The organism is Paraprevotella clara YIT 11840, from assembly GCF_000233955.1.
In the GTDB taxonomy this organism is placed as follows: Bacteria; Bacteroidota; Bacteroidia; order Bacteroidales; family Bacteroidaceae; genus Paraprevotella; species Paraprevotella clara.
Map to the genome: position 1 here is coordinate 2,554 of NZ_JH376637.1, position 2,640 is coordinate 5,193.

Below are 2,640 nucleotides of genomic sequence, written 5' to 3' on the forward strand. Positions count from 1 at the left end.
AGTAGGCAGAGGAGAAGAAAACAAAAGTGATTCCCAGAGTAGTGGCGAGCGAAATGGGAGCAGCCCAAACCCATATTGTTACGGCAATATGGGGGTAGTAGGACCCAGATATAGGTTGTAAAACTGGATTAGAAGTGTTTGGAAAGACACACCATAGAGAGTGAAAGTCTCGTATAGGTACAGCTTTATAAATCTTATGGGTATCCTGAGTAGGTCGGGGCACGTGGAACCTTGACTGAATCCGCCGGGACCATCCGGTAAGGCTAAATACTCCTGAGAGACCGATAGTGAACCAGTACCGTGAGGGAAAGGTGAAAAGAACCGTGAATAACGGAGTGAAATAGACCCTGAAACCATACGCTTACAAGCGGTCGGAGCAGCGTCAGCTGTGACGGCGTGCCTTTTGCATAATGAGCCTACGAGTTACTGTTACCAGCGAGGATAAGTATTTCAGATACGAATCCGTAGCGAAAGCGAGTCTGAATAGGGCGATAAATAGTTGGTAGTAGTAGACGCGAAACCTGGTGATCTACCCTTGGGCAGGTTGAAGCGCTGGTAACACAGCGTGGAGGACCGAACTGGTTGTCGTTGAAAAGACTTCGGATGACCTGAGGGTAGGGGTGAAAGGCCAATCAAACTGGGAAATAGCTCGTACTCCCCGAAATGCATTTAGGTGCAGCGTTGATGCGAGTTTAATAGAGGTAGAGCTACTGATTGGATGCGGGGGTTTCATCGCCTACCAATTCCTGACAAACTCCGAATGCTATTAAATGCTCATCAGCAGTGAGGGTATGGGTGCTAAGGTCCATATCCTAAAGGGAAAGAACCCGGACCATCAGCTAAGGTCCCCAAATATATGCTAAGTTGACCAAACGCGGTCTGACTGCACTGACAGCTAGGATGTTGGCTTGGAAGCAGCCATACATTTAAAGAGTGCGTAACAGCTCACTAGTCGAGCGGTTGGGCATGGATAATAAACGGGCATAAGCATATTACCGAAGCTATGGGGTTATTACTTGAAGTAATATACCGGTAGGGGAGCATTCTATTGGCGTGGAAGCTAAAGGCGTGAGCCATAGTGGAGCCTGATAGAAAAGAAAATGTAGGCATAAGTAACGATAAGGCAGGCGAGAAACCTGCCCGCCGAAAGATCAAGGTTTCCTCAGCTATGCTAATCAGCTGAGGGTTAGTCGGGGACTAACGCGAACCCGAGTAGGGGTAGTGGATGTACAATAGGTTAATATTCCTATACCATTAGTCTGTTAAAAGTGACGGAATGAGATAACTACCGCGTACTGACGGAATAGTACGTTTAAGGAGTTGTTATGACTTCGAAAGTACGCTGAGGCTTCGGCCGAGGTGAGTGTGGTGACAACGTTTCCAAGAAAAGCGAAGGCTAATGCCCGTACCGTAAACCGACACAGGTGATTGGGATGAGAATTCTAAGGCGCTCGAGAGATTCATGGCTAAGGAACTAGGCAAAATAGACCTGTAACTTAGGGAGAAAGGTCGCCTATCATTAGATAGGCCGCAGTGAAAAGGTCCAAGCGACTGTTTATCAAAAACACAGGACTCTGCAAAATCGAAAGATGAAGTATAGGGTCTGACACCTGCCCGGTGCTGGAAGGTTAAGAGGAGAGCTTAGCAGCAATGCGAAGGTTTGAATTGAAGCCCCAGTAAACGGCGGCCGTAACTATAACGGTCCTAAGGTAGCGAAATTCCTTGTCGGGTAAGTTCCGACCTGCACGAATGGTGTAACGATTTGGACACTGTCTCGGCCATGAGCTCGGTGAAATTGTAGTATCGGTGAAGATGCCGATTACCCGCAGTGGGACGAAAAGACCCTGTGCACCTTTACTATATCTTCGTATTGGTCTTGGATAAGTGATGCGTAGGATAGGTGGGAGACTAAGAAGCGGCTATTCCGGTAGTTGTGGAGTCATTGTTGAAATACCACCCTTTGCTTATCTGAGGTCTAACTTTGCACAAGGCAAAGGACAATTCGTGGAGGGTAGTTTGACTGGGGTGGTCGCCTCCAAAAGTGTAACGGAGGCTTCTAAAGGTTCCCTCAGCACGCTTGGTAACCGTGCGTAGAGTGCAATGGCATAAGGGAGCTTGACTGAGAGACATACAAGTCGATCAGGTACGAAAGTAGAGCATAGTGATCCGGTGGTTCCGTATGGAAGGGCCATCGCTCAAAGGATAAAAGGTACGCCGGGGATAACAGGCTGATCTCCCCCAAGAGCTCACATCGACGGGGGGGTTTGGCACCTCGATGTCGGCTCGTCACATCCTGGGGCTGGAGAAGGTCCCAAGGGTTGGGCTGTTCGCCCATTAAAGTGGCACGCGAGCTGGGTTCAGAACGTCGTGAGACAGTTCGGTCTCTATCTACTGTGGGCGTTAGAAATTTGCGTGGATCTGACTCTAGTACGAGAGGACCGAGTTGGACGCACCGCTGGTGTATCTGTTGTCTTGCCAAGGGCATAGCAGAGTAGCTAAGTGCGGATGGGATAAGTGCTGAAAGCATATAAGTACGAAACCCGCCACAAGATGAGATTTCTTTTAAGGGTCGTGGGAGATGACCACGTTGATAGGTTACAGGTGTAACGGTGGTAACATCATAGCCGAGTAATACTAATA

General features: G+C 48.6%; 1 rRNA gene (only partly in view). It reads left to right on the plus strand.

The window, feature by feature from the left end:
* Positions 1-2,640 (plus strand): 23S ribosomal RNA (locus HMPREF9441_RS15160); its annotated part reaches 218 nt to the left of the window's first position; the annotation flags it as partial.